The 25708-nt window shown below is 56.0% G+C and carries 22 protein-coding genes; 15 read left to right on the top strand and 7 right to left on the bottom strand.

Translation table 11 applies throughout. The features are described 5' to 3' along the window. Nucleotides 1-8: 8 nt before the first annotated feature. Nucleotides 9-491, bottom strand: a complete 483-nt coding sequence (locus I6N98_RS12685) for an MSMEG_0572/Sll0783 family nitrogen starvation response protein (protein WP_198568718.1) — start codon at nt 489-491, stop codon at nt 9-11. Between the two features lie 409 nt (nt 492-900). Here I6N98_RS12685 and I6N98_RS12690 point away from each other — a divergent pair, with 409 nt between their 5' ends. Both I6N98_RS12690 and I6N98_RS12695 read left to right on the top strand, forming a co-directional pair. Further along, complete coding sequence (locus I6N98_RS12690; protein WP_198568719.1) at nt 901-2301, top strand: aminotransferase-like domain-containing protein; 1401 nt, start codon at nt 901-903, stop codon at nt 2299-2301. A gap of 202 nt (nt 2302-2503) precedes the next feature. Beyond that, nucleotides 2504-3160 (top strand): TetR/AcrR family transcriptional regulator, encoded by a 657-nt coding sequence (locus I6N98_RS12695; protein WP_198568720.1) that lies wholly within the window; start codon nt 2504-2506, stop codon nt 3158-3160. A 3-nt stretch (nt 3161-3163) separates the two neighbouring features. Here the strand turns inward: I6N98_RS12695 and I6N98_RS12700 are convergent, their stop codons facing one another. After that, a complete protein-coding gene (locus I6N98_RS12700; RefSeq protein ID WP_198568721.1) occupies nt 3164-4789 on the bottom strand; it encodes a class I adenylate-forming enzyme family protein in 1626 nt (541 codons plus the stop codon). Nucleotides 4790-5121: 332 nt separating this feature from the next. Between I6N98_RS12700 and I6N98_RS12705 the strand changes: the two genes are divergently transcribed. The 6 genes from I6N98_RS12705 (at nt 5122) to I6N98_RS12730 (ending at nt 11538) form a co-directional block, all read left to right on the top strand. Next, entirely contained in the window at nt 5122-5934 is an 813-nt protein-coding gene (locus tag I6N98_RS12705) for a TauD/TfdA dioxygenase family protein (protein ID WP_198568722.1), read from the top strand. A 95-nt stretch (nt 5935-6029) separates the two neighbouring features. Continuing rightward, complete coding sequence (locus I6N98_RS12710) at nt 6030-7730, top strand: FAD-binding protein (protein ID WP_198568723.1); 1701 nt, start codon at nt 6030-6032, stop codon at nt 7728-7730. Beyond that, nucleotides 7727-8692 (top strand): nuclear transport factor 2 family protein, encoded by a 966-nt coding sequence (locus tag I6N98_RS12715; RefSeq protein WP_198568724.1) that lies wholly within the window; start codon nt 7727-7729, stop codon nt 8690-8692. Before I6N98_RS12710 ends, I6N98_RS12715 begins: the two co-directional genes overlap by 4 nt. A gap of 22 nt (nt 8693-8714) precedes the next feature. Next, nucleotides 8715-9890 carry an FAS1-like dehydratase domain-containing protein gene (locus I6N98_RS12720; protein ID WP_198568725.1) on the top strand — a complete coding sequence of 392 codons (1176 nt, stop codon included), beginning with the start codon at nt 8715-8717 and terminating at the stop codon, nt 9888-9890. A gap of 15 nt (nt 9891-9905) precedes the next feature. Beyond that, nucleotides 9906-10673: an SDR family NAD(P)-dependent oxidoreductase gene (locus tag I6N98_RS12725; protein ID WP_198568726.1), complete on the top strand. Its 768-nt coding sequence runs from the start codon at nt 9906-9908 to the stop codon at nt 10671-10673. A 223-nt stretch (nt 10674-10896) separates the two neighbouring features. Further along, nucleotides 10897-11538, top strand: a complete 642-nt coding sequence (locus I6N98_RS12730) for a carboxymuconolactone decarboxylase family protein (RefSeq protein WP_198568727.1) — start codon at nt 10897-10899, stop codon at nt 11536-11538. 3 nt (nt 11539-11541) lie between these two features. Here the strand turns inward: I6N98_RS12730 and I6N98_RS12735 are convergent, their stop codons facing one another. From I6N98_RS12735 to I6N98_RS12755, 5 genes are all read right to left on the bottom strand, one after another. Next, on the bottom strand, nt 11542-13218 hold the full coding sequence (locus I6N98_RS12735) for an FAD-dependent oxidoreductase (protein WP_198568728.1): 1677 nt from the start codon (nt 13216-13218) through the stop codon (nt 11542-11544). Nucleotides 13219-13294: 76 nt separating this feature from the next. After that, complete coding sequence (locus I6N98_RS12740; RefSeq protein ID WP_198568729.1) at nt 13295-13690, bottom strand: nuclear transport factor 2 family protein; 396 nt, start codon at nt 13688-13690, stop codon at nt 13295-13297. Between the two features lie 67 nt (nt 13691-13757). Further along, nucleotides 13758-14798 carry an NAD-dependent epimerase/dehydratase family protein gene (locus I6N98_RS12745; RefSeq protein ID WP_198568730.1) on the bottom strand — a complete coding sequence of 347 codons (1041 nt, stop codon included), beginning with the start codon at nt 14796-14798 and terminating at the stop codon, nt 13758-13760. An 86-nt stretch (nt 14799-14884) separates the two neighbouring features. Beyond that, nucleotides 14885-16567 (bottom strand): class I adenylate-forming enzyme family protein, encoded by a 1683-nt coding sequence (locus I6N98_RS12750; protein ID WP_198568731.1) that lies wholly within the window; start codon nt 16565-16567, stop codon nt 14885-14887. Between the two features lie 99 nt (nt 16568-16666). After that, nucleotides 16667-17425 (bottom strand): SDR family NAD(P)-dependent oxidoreductase, encoded by a 759-nt coding sequence (locus tag I6N98_RS12755; protein ID WP_198568732.1) that lies wholly within the window; start codon nt 17423-17425, stop codon nt 16667-16669. 349 nt (nt 17426-17774) lie between these two features. Here I6N98_RS12755 and I6N98_RS12760 point away from each other — a divergent pair, with 349 nt between their 5' ends. The 7 genes from I6N98_RS12760 (at nt 17775) to I6N98_RS12790 (ending at nt 25654) form a co-directional block, all read left to right on the top strand. Then, nucleotides 17775-18962 (top strand): cytochrome P450, encoded by a 1188-nt coding sequence (locus tag I6N98_RS12760; RefSeq protein WP_198568733.1) that lies wholly within the window; start codon nt 17775-17777, stop codon nt 18960-18962. Between the two features lie 83 nt (nt 18963-19045). Next, complete coding sequence (locus I6N98_RS12765; RefSeq protein ID WP_198568734.1) at nt 19046-19366, top strand: 2Fe-2S iron-sulfur cluster-binding protein; 321 nt, start codon at nt 19046-19048, stop codon at nt 19364-19366. A 161-nt stretch (nt 19367-19527) separates the two neighbouring features. Then, entirely contained in the window at nt 19528-19974 is a 447-nt protein-coding gene (locus I6N98_RS12770) for a MerR family transcriptional regulator (RefSeq protein WP_273475441.1), read from the top strand. A gap of 14 nt (nt 19975-19988) precedes the next feature. After that, nucleotides 19989-21158 (top strand): isovaleryl-CoA dehydrogenase, encoded by a 1170-nt coding sequence (locus I6N98_RS12775; RefSeq protein ID WP_198568736.1) that lies wholly within the window; start codon nt 19989-19991, stop codon nt 21156-21158. 76 nt (nt 21159-21234) lie between these two features. Next, nucleotides 21235-22842 carry a carboxyl transferase domain-containing protein gene (locus I6N98_RS12780; RefSeq protein WP_198568737.1) on the top strand — a complete coding sequence of 536 codons (1608 nt, stop codon included), beginning with the start codon at nt 21235-21237 and terminating at the stop codon, nt 22840-22842. A 23-nt stretch (nt 22843-22865) separates the two neighbouring features. Further along, nucleotides 22866-24872, top strand: a complete 2007-nt coding sequence (locus I6N98_RS12785; RefSeq protein ID WP_198568738.1) for an acetyl-CoA carboxylase biotin carboxylase subunit — start codon at nt 22866-22868, stop codon at nt 24870-24872. After that, entirely contained in the window at nt 24872-25654 is a 783-nt protein-coding gene (locus tag I6N98_RS12790) for an enoyl-CoA hydratase/isomerase family protein (RefSeq protein WP_198568739.1), read from the top strand. Before I6N98_RS12785 ends, I6N98_RS12790 begins: the two co-directional genes overlap by 1 nt. Nucleotides 25655-25708: the final 54 nt, after the last annotated feature.

Here is a 25708-nt window from a genome sequence, read left to right on the forward strand (position 1 = left end):
ACCGCCTCTCACACCGTCCAGGTATCAACAATAATGGCATTGTCTTTGATATGCAGTAGCTTAAGGTCCAGCACATCTAGGGGGTTAATGGGACGAATCCCTTCCACCAGCGAGGGCTCACCGTGACCGTAAAGGGCTTGCAATGCGAAGCGACAGGCATAGACCTTGCCGCCCTCAGCCATAAACTTGGTCAGCTGATTGTTGAAATTTAAATGACCTGGGAAGGCCTCATCGCCGATGGTGGGAAAGCCCCGCATCAAACCCAGAGTCACACCGGGGCCATACAAGAGAATCGACGTTTCAAAGCCTTTGCGAAGCAGGCGGGTCGCCTGAAGCATATTGACCAGTCCGATAGATCCCTCAAAGGCGACGGTATGAAAGGTCACCAGTGCTTTTTGGCCGGGCTCCGCCTTAACGTCCTCAAAAACTTTCTCTTCATAATCAACAAAGTAGTCACCAGCTTTGTGTTGGGCATGGGTTACGCTTGGCATGGTTTGTCTCCATAAGTATGGCTAAAAATGTTGTGTTGCCATACGAATAGAGCAATCAATATGCCATCTAACTTGTCATTGATTGCAATCAATATGCGATCAAGCACGTCGCTCTAAATAAAATTTTTATTGCCGCTCAACTTCCCGTAAAACACCACAAATAACGCACTTCGCCTATCAAATAGGTTTATGCACAGCGCTTGTGCGACAAAATGGAGAATGCAAAGAAATGGAGCACGAGAGTCATCGATCAATTTTACATGCAATCAATTTTCTGGTTATATGCAATCAATTGCTGGTTATAAAACTATCAACCCAATAGCATGACCCAAGACGTCATACACCCAGAGCCACAGCAGACGGAGTCGAAATCCCGAGTGCGTCGACCTCGCCGTAATGGAACAACTGCATGAATCAAGTAGAGTTAAAACGCTGGGCCAAAACCCTGGCGCAAGAAACGGGGCGCCCGGCCTATTTGTTGATCGCCGACCTTATTGCCGAAGACGTGGAATCGGGCCGACTCCAGGCCCGGGACCGCCTGCCTACCCTTCGCGATCTCGCCGCCGCAGTAAATATCAATTACACCACGGCCGCACGGGCCTACAGCGAGGCCAAGCGCCGCGGCTTGATTGAATCCCACCCCGGTTCCGGTAGCTATGTGAAGGGCAAGCCGGTCTCCCTCGGCCCGGTTGCCGGCGGCTACGAAATGACAATGAACCTGATGATCGAGCCGGCCATCCCGACCCTGGTCGAGTCGATACGAGACAGCGCCATCGCGGTACTCGCTCAGCAGGATATTTACGCCCTGCTGCGCTACCAGTCATTTGGTGGCAGCCAGCACGACAAAGAGGCAGCGCTGCTGTGGCTGGATCGACGTCTCCGTCACGCCAGCCTGGAGCAAACACTGATTTGCCCCGGCATTCACAGCACCCTGGTTGGCTTGCTGAGCCTGCTGGCGCCCAAAGGCAAAGCTATCGCGGTGGAAAGTTTGGTTTACCCGGGTATCAAGGCCATCGCCGCGCAGCTTGGTCTGACCCTTCACGCACTGGAGCGGGATATGTACGGCCCACTCCCCCACGCCTTTGAAGAGGCCTGCAAAAGCGGCAAGATCGCCGCGTTTTATATCAACCCCACCATCGCCAACCCCACCGCCGCCACGATTCCCTACAAGCGCCGCGAAAACTTGGCCGATATCGCCCTGCGCTACAGCATTCCCATTATTGAGGACGATGCTTACACCATGCTCTGCACCGACGACATTACGCCCTTTGCAGAGCTGGCCCCGGAGCTGACCTACTATATCACCGGCACCGCCAAGTGCTTTGGCCCGGGGCTGCGCTCGGCCTTTTTACATGCGCCATCAAAACGCCAGGCCCAGCGCGCCGCCGGTGCAATGCGCGCGCTCTCAGTGATGTCCAGCCCCTTGACCGATGCCCTGGTCAGCGCCTGGATTTTGGATGGCACTGCCGACGCTATGCTTAAGGCCATCCGCAACGAGGGCAATGCGCGCCTTAAACTGGCCGAACAGCACCTGGGGAGAACTTTGATAACGGGCGCAAATGGCGCCTTCCATCTTTGGCTTAAATTGCCCAAAGCCTCCAACTGGAATCCATCTGAATTGGCAGTGGAGTTGCGCTCACAAGGGGTTAGCGCCGTGGCCAGTGCGGTCTTTAGCACCGACAACAATCCACCAGACGGACTGCGGCTATGTTACGGTGGTCCAATCTCCCGGGGTAATTGGGAACAGAGCCTGCAACAGGTCGCGGACATTATCGAACAGCCGGCGTTTTTATCCTCCAACGCCCATTGATTAATGTAACTTCCCTTAACGCTTACAGTCATTGATGCCGAGATCACCGGTGAATAGCGCGCATTGCGTAATGCATCAAGGATGTTTGCTCGATTCGTTTTGTACCTTCATCCAAATTTAGTTAAAGTGCCGCTTCGTCAGCGCCATAATTGCTACCTGCGGATCTTCCGCTAACGGTTGGTAACAGGGTTTCTATGAATTCATGCCAAAACCTTCTGTAAAATCATCTCCTGCACCACTAAGAGGCCGAGGCCGGCCGAGTTCCAAAGTCGCTGCCGAACTCGAAGAGCATATTCTCAATGTAGCACTCAATGAGTTTCTTCAACACGGTTACGGTGGTTCGTCGTTGAGTAACATCATCTCATCGGCGGGCATCTCCAAAACCACCCTCTATTCCCGCTTTGCATCAAAGAGCGAGCTTTTCTCCGCCGTCTTACAGCTTCAGATTGATAGTCTCGCCCCAGAGGCTATACTCCCGGTCAAAGCCAGAAGTTATTCTATTGAGAAAGGGTTAACGGCCTACGCCGAGCACATGCTGCGCCGCAGTTTACAACCCGACATGGTGGGCATAAACCGTTTGATGCAGAGTGAAGCGGCACGTTTTCCCGAGTTGGGTATCGCCGCGTCTGACCGGACACAGCGCGGGATCAAGCGCATTGCTGAGTTTATAGAGCAATGCGCTACCGCCGATAGTCTGCCATGCCGAAATCCAGAGAGCGTCGCCGAAGTATTTATTTATATGATTCGCGGCTGGTACATGAATATTCTACTCACCGGTAGAAAAGTCAGCCCCGCTGCCCGAAAAAAATGGATTAAACAATCAATCCATGTTTTATTGTCGTCTCGCGACGAATGGTAATAACTAGCCCGACTCTGCCAGCAAAGTTTCGGTCGCGAGTTCCCGTAATTCCGACGTTTTAACTTTTGCAGAAGACGTCATTCCCAAATCTTCAGCACTAAAGAAGAGTACGCGACGCGGCACTTTGTAGCTGGCCAGGCTTTGCTTGGCAAACTGTCTGACCTCATCCTCACTGAGCTTCGCGTCACTCAGTGGCACAATACAGGCCACCACCACTTCGCCAAGCAGTTCATCCGGCACACCGACAGTCTGCGATACCTTTACCCCCGGGCAGCGTGCCAGAACGGAGTCAACCTCCACAGGTGACACGTTGGCACCGCCGGTCTTGATGATGTCATTCAATCGCCCGGTCCAGAACAGACGCCCCTCTTCATCCACATATCCGCCATCGCCAGTGGCGAAGAAACCCTGGCTATCCAGCACCTCATCCAGCGGAATACCCACATAACCCAACATCAAAGTCGGTCCCTTGACGGCGATTTCGCCATGCTCACCCAGAGGCACAATGTCGCCGGAAAGCGGGTCGACAATCTTGATGGTATTGCCTGCAAGCGGCTTGCCGTGGCTGCCTACGCTGACATCTTCAGGAGTGTAGGCGGGATACACACTGCTCAAGGTGAAAGTCTCGGTGTTGCCGTAGGCATGGGTCGGCTCGACATAATCGGTATTTACGGTCGGATGAGACGCAATGGGGGATTTCACATCAATGTAGTAAAGTGAAGACAGGTCGACATTCAACCAATTCGTCGCATCCGTCAATTGCTTCCATTGATGGGGCCAGGCAAAGAGGTAGGAGACCCGCTCTTTTTCCATCAGCGACAACGCTTCTTCCGCCTGGAAGGTCTGTTGCAACACCAACGTCCCCCCCGCAGAAAGGGCGCCGCCGATCCCGATGGCGAAATTCCCTGACCAGAAAAAGCCATTTGCCGACCAACTGCGAACGCCCTCCTCCAAGGCCAGCCATTTTCTCCAGCGCCACAATTGCAGGCAGACACCACGGTGGGCACTGAGTATTCCCTTGGGCTTACCGGTGGAGCCCGATGAGAAAAACAACACACCGGGATCGGCAGGTGCCACGGCCTCATGGGTTTGTGCCACCAATGCCGGGGCTATTGACTCACCGCGGGCGATAAACCGGCGCCAGCTTTCGATGGCACCATTTTCAGCATCGTTGTCTACAACTGCTAGGTATCGCAGGAAGGGAAAGACAGTGGAATGCAAAGCCCCTGCAGACGCTTCAGTAATACGAGGCTCGAGAGACACCAGCAATTCACTGAAATTTTTCTTCAGAATCTCGCTCTCAAACAGCAGCAGGCTGCAGCAGGATTGCTTCAGTATTTGACCCAGTTCGTCCGCTGTAGAGAAGGTGCTGATCGTGGTTGCCACCCCCCCGGCCAGCGCGATGCCAAACACACTGGAGAGAAATTCGGGACGATTGGTCATCATCACGCCAACCCGTGTCCCCTTACCCACACCCAGCGCCAGCAGTGAACGAGCGACGTCATTGGCCTGCTCCCAAAGGTGCTGGTAGCTCCACCGCTCCACATTACCATCCGGGTAGTGGATCACTGCCGCTTCGTTAGCCCCGTAGCGCTGGCACACCTCCTCGAGGTAGCTGCCCAGCGTCAAGGACCCAATCCCCTCCTCACTGTCGAGCGCGGGCCCATGGATGATAGAGGGTATGCCATTGATCATTATTTAGCCTCAGAATTCCAAAACAGATTTATGGGTACTATCAAGTATTAATTCAAAATAACTGAAATCAATCTACACCACCGGAGCGGTGCTCCTGACGTCATAATTTACTGGATATAACAAGCTGATAAATCGGTATGGATGACGATACCAACAGATTGAGCAGAGACAACCGCTTGCAAATTAATAGTACCCACATGTACTATTAATTTCAATTTTTGCAGGCACAATATCGAAATATCGATTTCATCAACGAGTTACTCATCATGACCTTCGAAGCCATCCCCCTCAAGGAAGACATCGGTTCCCAGATCCACGCCAGCGTCGATGCCATTCTTAGCCCTGAAAACGGCGCGGAACTGCGCCAGCTCCTGATAGAACGCGGCGTTTTAGTCTTTCGTGAGCTCAACCCGAACGACGACCAGCAACTGACCCTGGCCGGCCATATAGGCACCGTGCGCATGGAAGGAGGCAGGGGAATTTACAAGATCACACTTGATAAAAACTTGAATGAAAACGCGGACTATTTGAAGGGGTCCTGGCTATGGCACCTTGATGGCACCCACGACAAGGTTCCCCCTTTTGCCACCATGCTGAGTGGCAAGGTACTGTCCAAATCCGGCGGCCAAACCGAGTTCGCCAACTCCTACGCTGCCTACGAAAGCCTCTCTGAAGACATGAAAGCACGCATTGAGAACATGGAGGTCGTTCACAGCGTGGAAACCTCCATGCGCCGCGCGGGTATTGAAGCCACCGAACGCAACCTCGCTATCTGGCGTTCCAATCCCGACACCACCCACCGCCTGGTATGGCAGCATGCAAACGGTCGCAAGTCTCTAGTGATCGGTTGTCACGCCGATCATATCGTGGGCCTGGAGCGCGCTGAAAGCGACGCGTTACTAAAGGAACTGATCGACTGGGCCACCCAGCCGCGTTTTGTGTATCGTCACGAGTGGAAGGTCGGCGACTTGCTGATATGGGATAACACCGGCGTACTGCACCGCGCCGAACCCTACCCGCTGGACAGTGGCCGCGTTATGCATCGCTGCACATTGGTCGGCGAGGAAGCCTTTAGCTAGCTAAAGAGCACTCAGCCATATACAGAGCAAAACCATAATTTAATCTGGGTGCACTTAAGCCCCTAAACAATTTTCTGTTTTTGAGGTATCGACAAATGATAAAAACACCACCGACAAAATGGGATATGGAAGCAGACGTCGTTTGTATCGGCTCCGGTGCCAGCGGGCTGGGTGCAGCAATAACCGCTCACGATCACGGCGCCAGCGCACTGGTATTGGAAAAATCCGACCAGGTTGGCGGCGTCACCGCCTTCTCCATGGGCGAAGTGTGGATACCGGGCAACCATTACGAAAAAGAACTGGGCCTGGACGATTCCATCGAAAAAGGCATTGAGTACATCACCAATCTGGCAATGGGCTACAGCGAGGCCTGGGCCGTGCAGAATCAGGCTATCCACGCCCCGGTGGCACTGGAATACTTCGAAAAAACCATTGGCCTGAAAATGATTCTGGTGCGTCACCTGCCGGATTATTACTACCCTTACATCGAAGGCAGCACGCCGGAAGGCCGTTGTCTGGAAGCCGAACCCTTCCCCGCTGAAACCCTGGGGGAGTGGCAGCATAAAACCCGCGTCTCGCCCCACGTGCCCTACTCCATGACCCACGACGATATCTTCAGCAACGGCGGCATGGCCAATATGGTGAATTGGGATTACAGCGTGATGGGTGAGCGTATGGCCAAGGACGAGCGCTGCGCTGGTCCCGGTCTGGCCGCTTATTTTGTGAAAGGTGCGCTGGATCGCAATATCCCCCTGCACACCAATACCTCCGCTGAAGAACTGGTAATGGATGGCGACACGGTGGTTGGTCTGCGCGCCATTCAGAACGGAAAGGACATTTTCGTCAAAGCCAATCGCGGCGTTGTGCTGGGTGTCAGCAGTTTTGAACGCAAAAAGGAATTGAGCCGTCGTATCGGCACGATGCTCGACCCGGTATCGATGGTAATGGATTCGATCCAGGGCATGCACCTGCGCATGGCCGGTGAAGCCGGCGCACAGATAGCACGGGTCCCCGATGTCAGCATGCTGGGCTTTCACGTACCCGGGGAAGAACAGGAAGAAGGCGTGCCACTGTGGCGTGGCGCCCTGCCCTTTATGGGCCTACCCCGTTCACTGGTGGTGAATAATGCCGGCAAGCGCTTTGCCAATGAAGCTTTTTATCGCTCGGTGTACTTCGGCCTGGAAGAAATCGACGCCATGACCCAGACCTATAAAAACTATCCCTGCTGGGTGGTAATGGACAATCAGTGCCGCCAAAAATATCCCTTCGGTTCCGTGATGCCCGGCGAAGCCATGCCCGCCGAGTTGGGTGTAACCGCCGACACGCTGGAAAAACTGGCCGAAAAAACCGGCATCGATGCCGCCGGCTTGAAGGAAACTATCAACACCTACAACGGCTATTGCGAAACCGGCGAAGACCCGGACTTCAAACGCGGCACATTTCCCTGGGGCGCGATGATGGCGGGTGACCCCAATAACAAACCCAATCCGAATATGGGGCCACTCAATCAGGGCCCTTACTACGCGGTGCGCTTGCATCGCATGGCCGGTGGCGGCATTACCGGTAGCGGCATACTGGCCGATCAGCACTGCCGCGCCATGGGGTGGGACAATCAGCCGATTAAAGGCCTGTACGTCACCGGCAACTCACAAGTACGTATCGATAATGGCGCCCTGATGCAAAGCGGCATCACCAACGCCCGCGGCATTACCCACGGTTACCTCGCTGGCCTGCACGCGGCAGGGAAACCCAGCAATTTGCTGCAAAATGCGATAGAAGGTGGAGCGTTCAAATGATCGATGCCCAACACAGCATCTGCATTGATGCCTCCATCAACGCCGTCTGGAACTATGTAAAAGACATTGAAAAATGGGCCAACCTGTTTCCCGGCTGCCAGGATTGTCAAGTCATTAGTGACAATGAATCCCAATGGGTGATCAAGGTCGGCGCTGGTGGCATGGTCAAAACCGTGAACGTGATGGTGGATGTCACCGAGTGGGCCGGACCGGAGGTGGTGAACTTCTCCTTCAAACTGCAAAACGAGCCCGTCACCGGCACCGGTCGGTACCGCGCCAGCAAAGTCAGTGCAGGACAGACCGAAATCACTCTGGAGGTTGAAGTCACCGGCAGCGGTTCCATGGCGCCGATGTGGGAGGCGATGAGCAAACCCCTGCTGCCGCAACTGGCAAAATCATTTGCTTCCAGCCTGAAAGCGGAAATCGAACAAACCGCCGCCGTCACACCGCAATTGAGCCTGACCGAAAAAATGCTCAATTATCTGCATACCCTGTGGCTGGCCCTGCGCGGCATCAGCAAAACCGAGGAGCAACACACGATGTTGGATGAAAACAAAGCACTGGTTTTAAAATTTATTAAAGCCATGGGCGCAGGCGACCGCGACACCGCTGCCGTCTGTCTGAACAGCGATGCCATCACTGTTGCCAAGGGCTATGGCAATTTCTCCGGGGTACGTGAGTACGACACCATCGTCGGGACCATTGAGGCCTTCACCCAGATCTTCCCGGAGGGACTGCAACCTGAAATTCAGACGGTGACGGCGGAAGGAGAACGCGTAATCGTCGAATTTGACGGCAAGGGCAAGACCTTTAACGGCGACGATTATCACAATCAGTATTGCATGGTGTTCACCCTCAGAAACGGCAAGATTTCCCAGGTCAACGAATACTTCTGCAACAAGCTTGCCGATGAAGTGCTTTGGCCTTTGATCGCCAATGCCAGCTCAGAGCAAACGTCATAACTCACGAATACGGGAAAAAGCCATGAGTAGCACCGAGCTGGATTGTTCCGATCTCGACAATTACCTAGGCAAACTCATGCACGCCCCGGCGCGCATGAAAGAGCCCTTGCACAACAACGATTTCCGGCGCTGGGTGCAGGCCATGCACTACCCCAATCTGCTGCACTACGACCACGATTTTGCCGCCAAGGGTCGCTACGGCCGACTGGTCGCCCCGCAATCCTTCGCCATTGCAACCGATAACGGTCACGGAGCATGGCCCGCCAGTGCCGGATTTATCCCCGACTCCCACTTGATATTTGGCGGCGACGAGTGGTGGTTCTACGGCCCACGTATTTTTGCCGGCGATGATATCTGTAACGAGCAGATTCCCTACGACTACACCATCAAGGAAACGGGTTTTGCCGGCCCCACTTGCTTTCAAAGGGGCGATAACAACTACTACAACCAGCACGGCGACTTTGTCGCCAAACAGCGCTCCACCGCGATCCGCTATCGTCGCGATGCCGCCATTGAAAAAGGCGCCATGGAAGCCAGCGAGGCCCCGGCGTGGAGTGAGACGGAAATTGCAGAATTGCAGGAGCGCAAATACGACTACATCAAGATGATGCACGAGTTGGGTCACGGCAAACGCTACTGGGACGATGTAAACATCGGCGACGCACTGCCCGGCCGCGTTATCGGCCCCCACAGCGTGGCCAGCTTGACCACCGAATGGCGCGCCTACCTGTTCAGCATTTGGGGCAGCACCCATCGCCCCGGTGTAGATATGGAATCCATGGGCTATACCAAGGAGTTTGCCGGTCACGAAAATGATCCGGTGATGGAACGCGACAACCCGGAGTTGACCGACGGCGCCTACTTCGGTCCATCCCGTGGTCACCTGTTCGGCGACTGGGCACGCCGGATAGGCATGCCCCGCGAATACGGCTACGGCGCTTCCATGGGCGCCTGGATTCTCGACTATCTAGCTGGCTGGGCTGGAGAATGGGGGCAAGTCGTGCACTCAAAGGCCAACTATCGCGCGCCAGCCCTGGTGGGCGATATCACTCTCTTCAAAGCTACCGTGGTCGACAAGCTGAAGGACGATGAAGGCCGCCACCTGATTCAGGTCGACCTCAAAATGAACAATCAACTCGGGGCGGTTATGGCTACCGCGAAGGCGGAAATCGAGTTGCCCACTAAAGTCACTAACTAGCCTGGACTGACCGCGATGAAATCGTTGCTTAAGGGCAAAGTTGCCATCATCACCGGCGCAGCCGGCGGCTTGGGCAGCGCGACGGCGAGGCGCTTTATCGACGAAGGCGCTCAAGTCGTGGTTGCCGACATCAATGACCAGGTCGGTGAGGAATTAACATCCGAGCTAGGTGCTAACGCCCGCTACAAGCGAACCGACGTATCAATTGAAGCGCAAATGCGTGAACTGGTGGACTATGCGGTCGACGAGTTTGGCCAACTGGACATCATGTTCAACAACGCTGGCTTTTCCGGTGCCGTCCACCCGCGCCTATTCGATGATGATTTTGCCGATTTCGACAAGGTCATGTCGGTCAATTTATTCAGTGTTATGACTGGAAGCCGCTATGCAGCGATGGCGATGAAAAAGCAGGGGGCCGGTTCAATCATTAACACTACTTCCCTGGGTGCACTGAACCCGGGCCCGCCCATATTGACTTACCGCGCCGCCAAGGCCGGGATAATCCAGTTTAGTCAATCCATTGCTCGTGATGTCGCTGAGTACGGTATTCGTGTCAACTGTATCGCTCCAGGTCGAATCCCCGCCGGTATGACCTTCTACGACATGTCTGCGGCTATTGCTAAACACCAACCGCTTCAGCGCCAAGGTACCCCAGTTGACGTTGCCTGGGCAGCACTGTATCTGGCCAGCGATATGTCGTTACAAGTCACCGGGCTAGTTATCCCAGTCGATGGTGGTGCCAACCTAGGCGGCGTGCTGGATAACACAAACAGAAAGGTTTAAGCAGCCAATCATGACTGCTCTAAGCCCTCCGAAGACACGCATTCCCATAAGCTAACGCCTGTGATTACCGAGAGGTTTACAGTCTATGTTCAATTTGTCTTCTTTGATAAATCATTACCTCACCGGTAAGCCTGCAGCCCTTCTTTTTTATTGCACAGTGCTGTTTAATAGTCAGTCGCCTGCAGCCTCAGAGTCAGATGTCGACAATTACGGAATAGAGCCAATGTCAGCGGAAATTACCCCAACAATCGCCCCCATTCCACCGCAAGCATGGACCGAGGAGATTCTCGACGCTCTGGGCGCCTTTCCCTCCAGCCTGAATTTTGTATACAGCAAGTGGCAAGAAAACAGTGATGACCATCGAGGTCGCGCTATTCTTGGTTTTCTTGCCCACTACCCAGAGCTGGCAAAAGCGTTTTTAACGCTTAATAAACATGTCGCCATCGACACCTTGCTGTCCACTCGAGACAAAGAACTCATCATTCTTCGCACCACCTGGTTAAGGCGCGCTGACAACGAGTTTGCTCAGCATATTATTTTAGGCAAACGGGCGGGGCTTGTCAGCGAGGACATCGAGCGAGTTACACAGGGCCCTGAAGCCCCAGGTTGGCAACACAACGACGCCGCACTGGTGCAGGCCGTAGACGACATTGTAGAAAAAGACCGTGTCTGCCCAAGCACAATGGCGGCGCTCGCTGAGTCTTACAGCAACAAAGAAATCATGGATATGATTTTTCTGGTGGGTAACTACAGCGTACTGGGTTCAGCGGTAAACAGTTTTGATATCCCACTGGACCCGGGCCTGGAAGCCCACGATCCCCAGATCAGCGAGTTTCTGAATCACTGGCGGCACCAGCGACACTAAGCGTTACTGCGGCGCTGCACCCAGCGCCTCTTGGGCAGCGATATATCCCCAGGTCAAAGACGGCCCCACACTGGCTCCCGCTCCCGGGTAACACCGCCCCATCATAGAGGCGGTAGACACGCCGCAGGCATAAAGTCCCTCGATAACCGAGCCATCGCCACGCAGCACTCTGGCTTTGTCGTCGGTAACCACACCGCCATAGGTACTGACGTCCCCTGGATACACCGCCACAGCGTAGAACGGCCCCTGCTCTATTTTACCCAGCGCCGGGTTTGGCTGTTGCAGGGGGTCCCCCAGCCAGCGATCGTAAGCCCTGGCACCGCGACCAAAATCAGCGTCGTGATTGGCATCGACAAAGCCGTTGAAGCGCTCCACAGAGGCTCGCAAGGTATCGGGATCGATATCGATCATCGCTGCCAAGTCGCCAATGGACTCTGCCTTTTTGAGGAAGCCCGATTCAAACCAGTGGTCGGGCTTTTTCTTGCCGGGCATGGTCCCGGCCAACATATATTTGGCCAAGAACTGGCTGTCCATAATGGCCCAGCTCGGCACCGCCGGCGTTTCGGCATGGTGGCGCAGCATGTTTTTGCAGTAGGCCATATAGGAGCCACCCTCGTTCATGTAACGACGGCCTGATTGGTCCACTAATATGGCGTGTGGCTTGGCGGTAATCCCCTGGGCACCAAATTGGATTTCTCCCTCTTGGCTATCGGGAGACAGCACACACTGGTTGCCCACCATCTCTTCCATCTGAGCGATTGCGGCACCGCAGCGCTGCATCTCCACAATCATTTCACCGGTATCGCTGGGCAGAGCGCTGGACCAACGGGTTGAGGTGCCCGGCTGGTATCGATCCCGCATGGCCTGGTTATGGGAGAAGCCACCTGCTCCAACCAATACACCCTGGGCAGCAGCAATCCGCCAGGGCTGGCCATTTTGCTCAGTGACCACGCCAACAATCTTATCGCCTTCCACCATCAGTTCTTTTACCGGGCTGGAGGTGCGGATATCGGCACCGGCTTCCAGCGCCGCCAACAGCATCCGTCCCTGCAGGGCCTTCCCGGCTGAAACATAACGCTTACCCGTCAGTCGCGACCATATTGTTCTGGCAACCACTTTAAACAGCGTTTTACGAGCCTTGGACCAGCGCTTGAAATAGGGAATCACCAGCGCCTCTTCCAGGGTCGCCGGCATTTCCAGAAAGCCTGGACGCATGCGCTCTCTCCAGGGTCCGAGTTGATTAATATTAAACGGGGCGGCAACCAAACAACGGCCCTGCTCCAAAGCGCCGGGCCGTTCGTCGTAGTAATCCGGCCAGTAGCTAACCCGGTCCAACTGGATGCCCTGTTGGGTCAGATAATCCACCATCGCCGGCGCTTCCCGCAGGTAACGGTCACGGCGCGCAGGTGTTGATCCCGGCGCATCGGATTCATCGGCCACCAACGAATCGAGATAGCGCCGCGCCTTTTCAAGACTGTCTTCAATGCCATCCCTGGCCAAAAAGGGATTGTTTGGAATCCACATCACGCCACCGGAGCGGGCGGTGGTGCCGCCGACAAACTCGGTTTTTTCCAATACTACGACTCGCTTCCCCGCCGCCGCCATCACCAGCGCGGCGCACAGTGAACCGCCGCCGCTACCCGCCACAACAAAGTCCACCTGTTCATCAAACTGGCTCATGGGATTCTCTCGTTTATTATTTCGGGCCGTGCTCTCTTGAAGATTTGTTTACCATCGGCACCGTATTAGTTGTCGACTAGGACTGTTGGCTCATCAGCTTCTGCATCAGTGGCGCCACTTTTTCCGCCACCACATACTGGTTCATAAATTCCCTGACTTCAGCGATCCGCCCTTGCCGCAGGGTGAACAAAAAAACATGCTGATTTTCCAGACTACTGCCGTCGATCAGAGTGCCTTCGGAACTCACTTCGGCGACCAGTCTATCTCCGTCAACAATCAGGGAGTCTAGGTGATAAACAATACTGTTATTGGCAACCTGAGCCAGCAGTGCAATACCCTGCTTAAAGCGGGCTTTTTCGGATTGTCCAGAGTTGACGCTCCAAAACACCATATCGTCACTCAGCAGAGCATCATCCACTGTGCCCTCGGACAGACCCGCCAAAAACTGTTCAACCAATTGGCTGTTAGTCATATCTCATGCCTTATCGTTTTTTCTTTTTATCGCAAATCAAGCAGCTTCAGATTAGAAAACCCCGTTGCTAATGACCCGACGAATCCAGTATGGATTCATTGGCCTGATACCAGGCCACGGCATCCTTGACGGTCTGTGCGACCGGGCGCGGGTGCCAATCCAGATCCCGGGTGGCCTTACTGTGATCCATCTCGCGAAACACTTCGGACAAATACACCGCGTCCTTGCGCACCAGGTAGTCTTTTTTCCGCAGCAACTTCAAGATGCTTTCAATTACCGTCGCGGCGATATAGCCCACCCACATTGGGATAATTTTTGGCGGTGGCTGACCGCCCTCTGCAGCCGCCAAGGTGTAAAAGTCTCGATTGCTGATGTATTCATTGGCAATAATGTATCGCTCGCCGAGCCGCCCCTTTTCCTCAGCGGCGACCGCCGCTTCCGCCACATCCCGAATGTCCACTGTTGGAGCACCGGCATCCAGCGCGGCTTTGACCCGGCCACAAGACATATCCCACACCATTTTGCCGTGGGGGGTGGGCTGATAATCCTGAGGGCCATAGGTATTGGCTACACACAGTGCCACGCCGGGCAGTTTCTTTTCAGCACAATACTTGAGGAAGACATTTTCCGCTTCCAGTCGGGCACGGATGTAAGGGGGCGCCTTGTCCAACCAGTTAAAGGGGATATCTTCCGTGACAGGGCCGTTGGGATTTACCCCCAAGGTGCCCATGGTACTGGTGAAGATAAAGCGCTCGACACCCAGCTCCAAGGCAACGTCCATGGCGTTGACCAGGCCATCGACATTATTGCGATACAGGGGCTTGGTATCGGTGAGCCAAAAGCGCGGATCGACAACGCTGTAAAAGACAGTGGCGCAGCCCCCCATGGCGTCGCGCAGGGATTGCGGGTCAAGAACGTCGCCGTAATGAATATCCACCGGAAGCCCATCCAGAGCACGAGTATTACTGGACTTACGCAACAGTACCCGCACCTTGCGCCCCTGCTCGGTAAGCAAGCGGGCCGTGTGACTACCAACAAATCCGCTGGCGCCGGTGACCAGCACCGGCTTGGTTTTGTCGACAGCGTGCTTAGACTCCTGGTCACTCATTATTTTCTCCTTGTGTTGACGCAATCATGGGCGCTATCGCCACCTAAGTTTTATGGTGTTTTTACCTTGGGGCTAAACAACCGCAGCTAAACTTCAAGCCGCGCTTGAGCCATTTTTTTCAGTTCCGGGCGCTGAATCTTGTTGCTGCCGGTCATGGGTAACTCTTCCTCATCGAAGAACAACACTTCCCTGGGCACTTTGTAACTGGCGAGGTATTGCTTGGCATAGGCACGCAGCTCGTCAACTTCCAGTGTTTTGCCATCCCTCACCAGCACACAAGACACAACGATTTCACCGAGAGTGTCGTGGGGCACACCGACGGTGAAGGTACTTTGCACAGCAGGATGTTTGCACAGCACCGCGTCGATTTCGGTGGGGGAGACATTGGCGCCACCCGTTTTGATGGTATCGCTCAGGCGCCCTTCCCAAACCAAAAAGCCGTCCTCAGTGAAGTGGCCGCAGTCACCACTGCGCATAAAACCGTCTTCATCAAAGGTGGTTTCCGGAGCAATCTTCAAGTAACCGGGAGACAGGGTCGGTCCCTTCACCGTAATTTCACCGGACTGCCCCACCGGCAGCAGCTCGCCGCTGTCCGGGTTAATGATCCGCACGGTGTTACCGGGTAATACCGGGCCATGGGTGCCCGCCGGCACACGGTCGCCACAATCGCCGACAATGAAGGTAAAGGTTTCAGTCATGCCGTAACCATTGGGTTGACGCCAGCTGGACTTAATCGCGGGATGGGTCGCCAAAACCAGATTGGCGTCGACATATTTCATCGCCGACAGGTCGGCATCATTCCAGGCAGGGCACTCTGTCAAACGCGCTTCCTGGTGGGGCCAGGCAATGGGTAGCGATACCTTCTCATCGACAAATAACTGCACTGCTTCATCGGGATCGAAGAAGCGCTGCAATACCAAACACCCACCCACAGTCAGCGTGCTGCCAAAGGCCATGGCAAAGTTGCCCGACCAGAAAAAGCCGTTGGCGCTCCAGGTGCGCACGTCTTTATCAACGCCGTACCATTGGCCAAAGCGCCAGCACTGCATCATCGCCGCACGCTGAGTTTGCTGAATTGCTTTGGGTAAGGCCGTCGACCCGGAAGAAAAGAAAATCAATCCTCGATCCAGGGCATCGGCGGCCTGACTGGCGGCATCCACCAGTTCGTCGCCAAGCCCGTCGCCGCCATTGAGAAACTGGGACCAGGCCTGGATGCCCTCCCGAGCTTGATCATCGTCTATGCAAACCACTCTGCGTAAAAACGGATAGTCAGGATTACTATAGCGCCCATCCCCACCCGGCAAACCGGGACAGAGACTGAGTACGTCGCCAATAAAGTCTTTGGAGGCCACGCCGGCTTCGATAATCAAAAACTCAATATCGGCGTGTTGCAGCTGATACTGCAGCTCAGACTGTGTAGAGAAGGTATTCATCGCCACACAGGTGGCCCCCGCCATGGCGGCACCGAAAGCTGAGAACAGCCATTCGGGGCGATTACTCACCAGCACACCAACCCGACTGCCGCGACCGCAACCCGCCGCGATCAGGGCCTTGGCAACTTTACGGCACTGGGCATGCATGTCCGCGTAGCTCCAGCGTTGCACCTGCCCCTGCAAGTCACGCCAGCACAGCGCTTCCCGTTCCCCGAAACGCTCGGCAATCTCAGTCATAAAACCGGGCAAAGTCAACGATCCCAGGCCCTGCTCCGTTTCCAACGCCGGGCCCTGCAGGCTCGACAACCCCGAGGGAAATATCGCTGTCTCAGACATAGATCAACCCAACCTGTTTACAGTGTAAATTATTGTTTTGCACCAACACCTTTAGCGCCAGCACCATGGTGGCGTGGCGCCGTGAGGGTGACTTTGCGATTAGTTAAAGTAGCGGCCGCCATTAACGCTCAAGGTGTGCCCGGTGATATAGCCCGCTTTGTCCGAGGCCAAAAAAGCCACTGCCGCAGCCATATCCTCAGGCTGACCTATACGTTTAACCGGGTTGCGGGCAGCAATGGCCTCCACGCCGCCGGGCAGACCACCCTTCGCTTCCAGATCCCGCAGCATTGGCGTATCCACCGATCCCGGGGGAACGTTATTGACGGTGATACCCTTGCCGCCCAGCTCCACAGCTAAGGCCTTGGTAAAACCAATCACGCCGGCTTTGGAGGCGACGTAGTGAGACATATTGGGTGAACCCGTCTGGGTGCTAGAGGAAGAGATATTAATAATCCGCCCCCAATTGGCAGCAACCATGTCTGGAACCAAAACCTGGGTGCAGATAAAGGTGCCATTGAGGTTTATATTAATGACCCGATTCCACTCTTCGTCGCTCAAATCCAGCAGCGCGCCAGTGGCGTGAACACCGGCACTGTTAACCAATACCGTCACCGGACCCAAGGTATTCCGGGCTTGTTCGGCGGCCGCCTCAACAGAAGCGCGATCAGCCACGTTGACCTTGCTGCAAACCACCCGGCGCCCCAATGCTTCCAAGTCGGCAGCCACATTGGTCATGGCTGCTTCGTTGAGATCCCAAATGGCGATATCCATGCCGTCCTCGGCAAGCGCGCGGCAAATGGCCGCCCCTATTCCGGACGCACCACCAGTGACTACCGCGACTTTGTTTTGACTGGTCATCGTATTTTTCCTCACAACGCAATTATCGTTATTAAATGCAGCTTGCCGACAATGCAGATCGCCCGACATCGCGCACACAGCGTGTACAGCAACAGCTGATTTCTCATTCTCTGTTTATCAACAATGTTGTATACTATACTGCCATTGATTTGAGATTCCCAGACACCGGGGAGCAGAAAATGCGCTGCAGTGGCACCGGGGCCCGCAAGCACTGATGCAATGCCGATCGGATCACAAATCTGACATAGCTGTAATGTTGGCGACTTGACACCAAACCCAGCACTTACCTATTGTGAACCACGATATTTCATAAAAACCCCTTGGGGACATACACACAACGGTGAGCAACATGACAACAGACCCACTCTACTGGGACCCCTATCGCCCAGATCTCAATCAAAACCCCTATCCCTACTACAAGCGGATGCGGGAAGAAGCGCCGCTTTACTACAACAAAGAGTACGATTTCTACGCGCTGAGCCGTTACGATGACATCGACAAGCTGTTTGGGGACACCAGCACTTTCAGCTCTGCCCGCAGCGATATCATGGAGTTTATCCGGGAAGATATTGAAGTTCCGGATGGCATGTTTATCTGGCACGATCCCCCGATGCACACCGCTTACCGCTCCGTGGTCGCGCGTGTGTTTACGCCCCGCCGCATGAATCAGCTGGAGCAGCAGATTCGCGACTACACGGCGAAGTGCCTGGACGAAAAGATTGGCGCCGAGAAGTTCGACTTCATCGAAGACCTGGGTGACAAACTGCCCGGCGGCGTGATTGGCATGCTGTTGGGGATTCCCGACGAGGATCGGGACGAAGTTCGCGAGCGCATCGACGCCTCACTGCGTACCGAAGAAGGCAAGCCGATGTCCCACGACCAAGCGTCCTATACTGGCGAGGGCTTCGAGGACTATATCGACTGGCGGGAAAACAACCCCTCCGACGACCTGATGACTGAGCTGCTGAATGTCGAGTTCACCGACCCCACCGGTACCAAGCGCAAGCTCACGAAAGACGAAATTCTAATCTTTGTGAACGTTATTGCCGGTGCGGGTAACGAAACCACAGCCAAATTGATTGGCTGGACCGGAAAGCTGCTAGGCGACAATCCCGATCAGCGCCGTGCGCTGGCCAAGGACCCCAGCCTGACTTCCGCTGCCATTGAAGAAATCCTGCGCTGCGAACCCCCCGGTCCATCGGTGGCGCGCCACGTCACCAAAGACGTCGAGATTCACGGCCAGATCGTCCCTGCCGGCGCCGTAATGCTGTTCCTACTGGCCTCGGCCAACCGCGACGAAGCTCGCTTTGAAAACGGGGAGAAGTTCGACATCCTGCGCGGCCACCCTCCCCACATCACCTTTGGCCGCGGCGTGCACGCCTGTCTGGGCGCTGCACTGGCGCGGGTTGAGGGCCGCGTAGCCCTGGAGGAAATCATGAAGCGCTTCCCCGACTGGACCATTGACGCAGAGAATGCAGAACTGGCCTCTTCCTCCACCACCCGCGGTTGGGAGACCTTGCCAGCCTTTATCGGCTGAGCAGAGAAGGGCTGACAATATTTAGGTATTATGCCCCGCCCGACCGGCGGTCGGGCAACGTTTGATTAAGTAGAGATTGAGTTATGGCAACCATTAAATACATTGAGCACAACGGCGAAGAGCACGACGTGGAAGTCGCGTCTGGTACCACCGTGATGCAGGCCGCGATGGACAACAACATCCGCGGCATCGTCGCCGACTGCGGCGGCTCCTGCTCCTGCGCCACCTGCCACGTCTACGTTGACGAAAGCTGGCTGGGCAAGCTGGAAGAGCAGAATGACATGGAAGAAGTGCTGCTGGAGGAGGTTTTCGACCCCCAGGACAACAGCCGCCTGTCCTGCCAAATCATCGTCACTGACGATCTCGACGGCATGGTCATCCGTATCCCGGAGCGCCAGTTCTAAGTACGGCAACAGCCGGGGAAGCTGCAGGATAGGCCGCCGCCCAGCTCGCCTTTCCTGGTAATCCGGGTATAAACCACCCGGATTTTTTACTGGCCCCAAGTTGACGTTTACGTAAAGGTCATTTAGCGTATAGGCACATGCGGGTTATTGAGGAAAGCCACGTGGCTCCAACTAAAGCGGTAAAAGCGAACAAACCGGCTGGCAAAAGCGGGACGGCAAAGGCAGCGGTGTCTTACTCCATCTCCGAACTGGCGGCAGAGTTTGATATCACCACCCGCACCATCCGCTTTTATGAAGAGAAAGGCTTGCTCAAGCCGACCCGTCAGGGTCAAAGCCGTGTGTACAGTGCCGCCGATCGCACCCGCCTGAAGCTGATTCTGCGGGGCAAGCGGTTAGGGCTGTCACTGGAAGAGAGCCGGGACATCATCGAGATGTACGAGCCCAACCACGACAACAGCAAGCAGTTAACTACGCTGATAAAAGCAATTCAGGATAAGCGCCGACAGTTGGAGCACCAGCTGCGGGATATCGAGATCATGATGCAGGACCTCGATGAGTCGGAACGGCGCTTGGTGGAAGCCCTCGAACAACGTCAGCAAGCCAGCTAAGCCGGGAGATAACAATGAACACACCTTACCCCACTCTCAATTTCGGTCTCGGTGAAGAGATCGACATGCTGCGAGATATGACCTACAACCTCGCCAAAACTGAACTGGCGCCCCGAGCGGAGGAGATCGACCGGGACAACGCCTTCCCCATGGATATGTGGAAGAAGTTCGGCGACCTCGGTTTGCTGGGTATCACCGTTAGCGAGGAATACGGGGGCAGCGACATGGGCTACCTGGCCCACTGCGTGGCAATGGAAGAAATTAGCCGTGCCTCAGCGTCGGTGGGCCTGTCTTACGGCGCGCACTCCAATCTGTGCGTTAACCAGATTTATAAAAACGGCAACGACGCCCAGCGCAGTCAATACCTGCCCAAGCTGTGCAGCGGCGAGCACATTGGCGCCCTGGCGATGTCCGAACCCAATGCCGGCTCGGACGTAGTGAGCATGAAACTGCGGGCCGAGAAAAAGGGCGATCGCTACATCCTCAACGGCAACAAAATGTGGATCACTAACGGCCCAGATGCCCATGTGTATGTGATCTACGCCAAGACTGACCCAGAGGCCGGCCCCCGGGGCATGACCGCCTTTATTGTCGAGCGGGACTTCCCCGGTTTTTCTCGGGCGCAGAAGCTGGACAAGCTGGGAATGCGGGGTTCCAACACCTGTGAGCTGGTGTTTGAGAACTGCGAAGTGCCGGAAGAAAACGTATTGGGCGAAGTGGGTCGCGGCGTCAATGTACTGATGAGCGGTTTGGACTATGAGCGCACCGTGTTATCCGGTGGGCCGGTGGGCATTATGCAGGCTTGCCTGGACGTGGTGGTGCCCTACCTCCACGACCGCAAACAGTTTGGTCAGAGCATCGGTGAATTCCAACTGATGCAGGGCAAAGTGGCCGACATGTACACCGAATTGAATGCCAGCCGCGCCTATCTCTATGCGGTAGCCCGGGCTTGCGATCGCGGCGAAGAGAGCCGCAAGGACGCCGCTGCGGTCATCCTGTACACCGCAGAGCGCGCCACCCAAACCGCATTGCAAGCGATTCAAACACTGGGCGGCAACGGCTATATCAACGAATACCCCACTGGCCGCTTGCTGCGAGATGCCAAGCTTTACGAGATTGGCGCCGGCACCTCGGAAATTCGCCGAATGCTGATCGGTCGCGAGCTGTTTAAAGAGACAGCCTAGATCACCGCAAGCCAGGAAGAAACTGCATAAGAAAGCGGTTTAAGCAGAATAAAACGCCAACAGGACTGAAAACCTCATGCCCGTTCTAAAAAGCACGATTAACACACAGAGCGAGGAGTTTCTCGCCAACGCCGAGGCGATGCGGGAGCAGAATGACGCTCTGCATGATGCCTGTGCCCATATCCGCAACGGCGGCGGTGAAAAAGCCCGGGAGCGGCACCTGTCCCGGGGTAAATTACTGCCCCGCCAACGTATCGACGCCCTCCTGGACCCCGGCTCGCCGTTTTTAGAAATTTCCCAGTTGGCCGCCTGGAAGGTCTATGGCGAGGATGTTCCCGCCGCTGGCGTGGTGGCCGGCATCGGTCAGGTCAGTGGCGTGGAGTGCATGATTGTCGCCAACGACGCCACGGTGAAAGGCGGCTCTTACTATCCCCTCACCGTTAAAAAGCACCTGCGCGCCCAGACCATCGCCGAGCAGAACCGCCTGCCCTGCATTTACCTGGTGGACTCCGGCGGCGCCAACCTGCCTCAGCAGGATGAGGTGTTTCCCGACCGGGATCACTTTGGCCGCATCTTTTTCAATCAGGCCAATATGTCCGCCAAAGGTATCCCCCAAATCGCTGTGGTGATGGGTTCCTGCACCGCCGGCGGCGCTTACGTGCCCGCCATGGCGGACGAGACCATTATCGTCAAGGAACAGGGCACCATCTTTCTCGCCGGGCCGCCCCTGGTGCGAGCAGCCACTGGCGAGGTAGTCACCGCCGAAGAGCTGGGCGGCGCCGATGTGCACTGCCGCCAGTCCGGTGTGGCCGACCACTACGCCCAAAACGACGAGCACGCTATTCAGATGGCCCGCGCCTCAGTTGCGCGTCTCAATTGGAAAAAACCCCAACAACTGGAGGTTACCGAGGCCAAGCCACCTCGCTACGCCGCCGAGGAAGTCTACGGCATCATTCCTGCCGACACTCGCAAACCATTTGATGTCAGGGACATTATTGCCCGCATTGTCGATGGTTCCGAGTTCGACGAATTTAAAGCGTTGTACGGCACCACCCTGGTCTGCGGTTTCGCCCGACTGTACGGCTATCCGGTGGGCATCGTTGCCAACAACGGCATCCTGTTCAGCGAGTCGGCGCAAAAAGGCGCCCACTTTATCGAGCTGTGCGCCCAGCGCAAAATTCCGCTGATATTCCTGCAAAACATCACCGGTTTTATGGTGGGCAAGCAATACGAAGCCGGCGGCATAGCGCGTAACGGCGCCAAAATGGTCATGGCGGTCGCCTGTGCCAAGGTCCCCAAGTTCACCGTGGTCATTGGCGGTTCCTATGGCGCCGGCAACTACGGCATGTGTGGCCGCGCCTACGAGCCCCGTTTTATGTATATGTGGCCCAATGCCCGCATCGCAGTAATGGGCGGCGAGCAGGCCGCCGGTGTGTTGGCCCAGATCAAGCGGGAGCAGTACCAGCGCAATAAACAGGAGTGGTCAGAGGAAGAGGAGCAGGCCTTTAAGCAGCCCATCCTCGATAAGTTCGAGGAGCAGAGCCATCCCTTTTACGCCTCGGCCCGGCTCTGGGATGACGGTGTCATCGACCCCGCCGACACACGCCGGGTACTCGGACTCAGTCTGTCCGCCAGCCTTAACGCCGATATCCCCGACAGCCAGTTTGGCGTGTTCCGGATGTAATCACAGCGGATTGGAGAGAGATCATGTTTAACAGTGTATTAATAGCCAACCGCGGTGAAATTGCCTGTCGGGTTATTCGCACCCTGCGTCGCCTGGGTATACGCAGCATAGCCGTTTACAGCGATGCCGACCGCAACGCTCTGCATGTGGAAATGGCCGACGACGCCATCTACCTGGGCGGTGCCGCTGCCAGCGAGTCCTACCTGGATGTCGATAAAGTCATTGCCGCTGCGAAGCAAAGCGGCGCCGATGCCATTCACCCCGGCTACGGTTTTCTGTCGGAGAATGCCGGCTTCTGCCAGCGCTGTGACGAAGCGGGCATCGTGTTTATCGGCCCGCCGGTAGGCGCCATTGAGGCCATGGGCTCCAAGTCCATGTCCAAACGCATTATGGCCGAGGCCGGCGTCCCACTGCTGCCCGGTTATCACGGCGACGATCAGGATGAGGCCTTGCTGCGCAATACCGCAGCCGACATCGGCTACCCGGTGCTGCTCAAAGCCAGCGCCGGCGGCGGCGGTAAAGGCATGCGCATCATCTGGTCGGAAAGCGAATTCAGCGATGCCCTGGCCGGCGCCAAGCGGGAGGCCACCAAGGCTTTCGGCGACGACAAAATGTTGGTGGAAAAATACCTCACTGGCCCCCGGCATGTTGAAGTCCAAGTCTTTTGCGACAGCCACGGCAACGGTGTGCACCTCTTTGAACGGGACTGCTCATTGCAACGCCGCCACCAAAAAGTCATCGAAGAAGCGCCGGCCCCCAAAATGACCGACACGCTGCGTCAGACCATGGGTGATGCCGCAGTTCAGGCCGCCAAGGCGATCAATTACTGCGGCGCTGGCACGGTAGAGTTCCTGCTGGCTGACAGCGGCGAGTTCTACTTTATGGAGATGAACACCCGGCTGCAGGTAGAACACCCGGTCACCGAAATGATTACCGGTCAGGATCTAGTGGAATGGCAGCTTCAGGTTGCCAGTGGCGGCGAGCTGCCCAAAAACCAAGAGCAGCTGGCCATCAATGGTCACGCCTTTGAAGCCCGGATCTATGCCGAAGACACCGACAATCAATTTTTGCCCCAAACTGGCCGTGTGGATCACTTTCAGCTTCCCGAACTTAGCGATCATGTACGCATCGATTCCGGCGTGCGCGCCGGCGATGATATATCGGTGTACTACGACCCGATGATTGCCAAACTGGTGGTATGGGGTCCGGATCGCCGCAGTGCTCTGCGACGCTTGGGCAAGGCGCTGTCGGAATACCACATTGGTGGTGTCACCACCAACCGCCGCTTCTTGCAGCAACTGGCTGCCAGCGAGGACTTTGCCGCCGAGCAGTTCGATACCGGCTTTATCGACAGCCACCTGGAAACCCTGCACAGCGAAGCGGCCGCACAGCGCGACACAGATCGGCAGCGGGATATGGCCCTGGCGGCGCTGGTATTACTAAGCGAACAACACAGCCACTCATTAGACGCCAACACGGCCTCGCCCTGGGCCAGCCAATTTGGCTGGCGGCTCAATGCGCCGGCCCAGCAAACCCTGCGCATGCATTTTGGCGAAGACGCCATCAACCTGGTGGCCGAGTTTAATCGAGACGAGTCGTTAAGCTGCGTTTATATCGATGGTATCACTGTGAATATCAGCGGCCACTGCGCCGATAACACCGTATTTGCAGAAGTAGATGGCCGCCGCTACCAGTTTGCCTACTGCCGGGAAGCCGGCAGCGAGCAAGATGGCTATTGCCTGTTCACCGATCGGGCCGACGTTAAATTCAGCGCTGTCGATGTCGACTTCCTCCACGCCGAGGACAGCGCCGGCGAGCTGACCGCCCCCATGAATGGCACTATAGTCAGCCTGTTAGTCGAGCCCGGGACAGCGGTTAAGAAAGGCACGCCGCTGCTGGTGATGGAGGCCATGAAGATGGAGCACAGCATCGCCGCACCTGAAGATGGCGCCGTCGCGGAGTTTTTCTTTGCGGCCGGCCAGCTGGTAGAAGGTGGTGCCGAGCTACTGCGCTTTGAGGAGCAGAGCTAATGTCGACGCCTCTTTACACTGTTGATGATCGCGGCGTCGCCACCGTAACCTTGTCTCAGCCCGAAATACACAACGCCTTCGACGACGCCGTGATCGCGACCTTGAGCGAGGCCTTTGCCGGGATTGCCGAAGACCGGCGGGTAAAGGCTATGGTGCTGGCCTCCACCGGCAAGAGTTTTAGCGCTGGTGCCGACCTTAACTGGATGCGGCGCATGGCCTCCTACAACGTGGAGCAAAATAACGCCGATGCCAGCAAGTTGGCGGAGATGCTGCGACGGCTTAATACTTTGCCGGTGGTCACCATCGCTCGGGTTCAGGGCGCGGCCTTTGGTGGTGGTGTCGGCTTGGTCAGTTGTTGCGATATCGCCGTGGCCGCGCCAGAAGCAAGCTTCTGCCTGAGCGAAGTTAAAATCGGCTTGATCCCCGCCACCATCAGCCCCTATGTAATCAATGCAATTGGCGAGCGAGCGGCCCGGCGCTACTTCACCACCGCCGAAGTGATCAGCGCCGACAAGGCCTTGGAGCTGGGCTTGGTTTCAGAGCGAGTAGACAGCGCCGAGCAACTCGACGAGGCTGTCGAACAGATTCTAAAGAGCGTACTGCGCAACGGCCCCGATGCCATGGCCGCGGCAAAATCACTGGTATTGGATTATGCCAACCGCCAGATAGACGACGCACTGATCGCCGACAGCAGCCGGCGCATAGCCGAAACCCGGGTTAGCTCAGAAGGCCAGGAAGGCTTGACCGCTTTCCTGGAAAAACGCCGACCCGACTGGAGATAAACCTGCCCGGTCGAGCTTTTATAGCGTCCGGTGCAACCATTCACCAATAACACA

This window comes from Spongiibacter nanhainus, assembly GCF_016132545.1.
In the GTDB taxonomy this organism is placed as follows: Bacteria; Pseudomonadota; Gammaproteobacteria; order Pseudomonadales; family Spongiibacteraceae; genus Spongiibacter; species Spongiibacter nanhainus.